General features: G+C 62.2%; 2 protein-coding genes. Both read right to left on the bottom strand.

What is annotated here, in order from left to right:
* Positions 1-1794 (bottom strand): glycoside hydrolase family 19 protein (locus WCA53_RS17730; RefSeq protein ID WP_423913274.1); only part of this gene is annotated, 1794 nt, incomplete at its 3' end.
* A 6-nt stretch (positions 1795-1800) separates the two neighbouring features.
* The coding region (locus WCA53_RS17735) for a DUF2345 domain-containing protein (RefSeq protein ID WP_423913276.1) at positions 1801-3185 on the bottom strand (1385 nt) is incomplete at its 5' end.

Genomic DNA, 3185 nt, shown 5'->3' on the forward strand with positions numbered 1-3185 from the left:
GTCCCACCAAGTCAGCTTGTCGATGCGCTTTAACTCCTCCGCATGCTGCGGCTTCGGCCCCGTCTGCTTTTCAAGTTCGGCGATCAGTTGTTTCCACTTCTCCGGATTAGCCCATTCGCTTTCGTGCTTCACGATCAGTCGTGACGACGCCTGCATAAGCCACGGGTAGTGGCCCGCGTCGCTTGCGGCTGCATTGCACAGATCGTCCGCCGCATGACTGCCGTCACCCTTCGCAAACAGTGCCCGGTAGACCTTTCCCCCCATCAGCGGGCTGAGCTTGTCCAGCGCCGCCGCGCCGGGAACATCCGCACCGCTCGCATAGTCCGCCCACGCCTTGCTGGTCGCAAAGATCGTGTGAGCCGGGTCGTGCGTATCCGCGAGACACTGGAAGTCGATCCATGTCTGCGCAAACTCGCGCGTGACCCGTCCGCTTGCGTGGTTGTACTCGCGCACCCACCCGTCAATCGGGTTTCCCAGTGCGTTGGCATTCTCGACATGCCACCAGCTCACTTTTCTCTCGAGGCGTGCATCCGGCTGCGATTCCGTGAATTGCCTCTTCTTGTCACGGCCCAGTTCGGCCATTGAGTACACCTGAATCACGTCCGTCAACGGCGCGTTGGCGCCTTCTCGGTCCTTGTCGTGATCTTGGTACAGCTTTGTCTTCGGTGCGATACGCAGGATCGTCGGATCGGCAGGCATTCCCAGGGCTGCCCAGGCCTTCGGGTGCGGACTGTGCTCTTCAATCCACGCGCGCCCCTGCTGGATAAAAGAATCGATGCTCTCGTCGCAGAACACCTCAATGTGGACCATCCGGGTTCCGGCAGTGCACTGGTTCAGCGAATCGTAGCGCCCCAGGTGGCCGACCAGTTCACCGGCCTTGATCGGCACACCGGGGCTTGAATCACCCGTCTGCGAAGCCGTTGACGATGGAAACATCACCCGCTCGAATGACGCGTCCGGCATCACCTCCCGAACAAGCGGGCCCCCGTTTTCGTTGCCAAGAAAGATCCACCCACCGACAGCTGCAGACGGCTCGACGAAGCCACCCGCGACTGGCGCGTAGAGGGACGAGCCGTGCAGATCGCTGATCCGCCCCCAGCTTTTCTTCCGCTCGCCAATGCTCACGCTCGCTCCCTGCGGGAGGAGGGCGATCACGCTGCCGTGGGGCGGGCTCTGACGAACCCTCAGGCCCTCTTGTCCGGCTTCGGCTGGCTGTCCGGTCTTGCTGGCCGTCGGCGTATCCTTCGCGAACTCCGTCACCTGAAACTGGGTGGACCAGTACGCGGGCTTCTGCCGTTTCGAGTCGATTGCATAGTCCTCGTACGCCTGCAAATGCATGTACAGGCTGTAGAACGTCAGCGTCGTGCCCTTGGGGAACTCCATCGAGTGACGCACCAGCGCGAAGCCGGTGCTATAGGGCGCCGGCACAGTCGCCTCGCTGCCGGACGCGGAAACCTCGCTGACCGGATAGGTCTGGTTGATCCGGTATGCGATCACATGCCCGTCAGCGATGCAGCGCACGCCCGCATCGAGATCCAGCGCCTGACCCGCACCCGCCTCGGTGACGTGGATCCCGCCGTGCCACATCCCTGTTTTGCTGACCAGATACGAGCCCGAGGGTTCGCGTTCGGCCAACAGACGGTAGATGTCGTGCTCGTCGGTGAATTTGGCGGACGCGTCTGACTTGCCCTGGCCCTTTCGCAGGAACGGAAAGGCGAAGGGTAGGAGCTTCACGTGTGTATCAGCCGCTTTAGCTGCGGGCGAGGGTGCCTTAGGTGCAGTCTTCGTCGTCATGGGCGCTTACTCCGAAAATCCGAAGTTCATCGGGCCGTTCAAGTCCTTCACGGGGACTTTGGACCATGCGGGGAAACTGAAGCTGCCGCCATCCGCGTCGTCGACGGTGAGATTGCCCTTCACCTCGATTTCGCCAGCCGGGCTGCCGAGGATAATCTTGCCGCCCGACAGCTTGATATAAGCACCCGACCCGTCGCCGATCGTGACCCCTTTGCGCCCGGTGATCATGACCTCGCCGTCCGAGGAGCTCACCACCATGTCCTGCATGGACATCAGTTCCATCCCATCACCTTGAGCCTGGATTTGTACCTTGCCCTGTGCAGCAAATATCCGAATGCCAAGCTTCGCGGCGAACAACGAAATCGCTTCGCCCGCGGCGGCGGTGATGCGTTTGAACGCGCCAATATCGAGCCCGTCCCCCGCCGTGACGAACATCTGCCTACGCGCGGCCAATTGCATGTGCTGACCACTCGCGATTCCCACGCCCTCGGGTGCACTGGCGACGATCACGGGCTTCTGGAGATTCGTGAGCTTCTGCTCGATGAGAGCACGCTGCTGGTCGATCTCGGCAAGCCAGGCCTTCGCAGCCGTGGTCGAATCGGTCAGGGAGCGCATCAAGTCCATGGCCTGCCGGAGCGTGGCGTCAGCGTCCTGCATGCCAAGCTGCGGGCCCGTTGCATTCGGCTGAGCTTCCGCACTCACAAGCACGCCTTTAGCACTGCGGACGGCCACATGCCCATCGCTGCGCAGTTCCGCCCCTTGACCTCTCTCCTTGCGCTCGCCATCGACCATGTGCCCAAGATTCAGCTCACTGGTCTGGAACGGCGTAGTCAGGTGGATATGCTCGTTACCTTCCTTGTCCTCCATGCGCAGCTCATTCTGCGCAACGGTGCGGATGAGGTTGCGGGTATGGTTCAGGTTGTTGACCAGATCCGGATGCAGGCTGTCGTGCATGGCCCCGATAATCACAGGCCGGTCTGGATTGCCCCCCGTAAAAATGATGGCCACTTCCGCCCCGTCGATCAGCGGAAAGTGATGCCCATAGTTATCTCCGCTGTACGGTTTAGCCAGCCGCACCGGCCGGCTGGTTCCACCCGGACTCCACACATCGAGATCGTAGGGCAGCCCGATCACATACCAGCCTTCCGGCGTCAGGTAGGCGCGCGGGTAATCGCCGGGCGAGGTGATCCGCGCGGGCAGGATGCCGCTAATGATCGGCTGCGCAGCCGGGTCCACCGGCGTGCGCCAGACGCGGTCCGAGGGAATTGCCGAGAACGTATTCGAGTAAGCCTGGCTGCGGCCCCCGCCCGACTCGACCGACACGATGAAGAGGCCGTGCGGCGCGTCCACGGGGTTGCGATCCAGACGCAGCACTTGGCCCACTTCGAGGG

The organism is Caballeronia sp. (assembly GCF_049581465.1).
Taxonomy (GTDB): domain Bacteria; phylum Pseudomonadota; class Gammaproteobacteria; order Burkholderiales; family Burkholderiaceae; genus Caballeronia.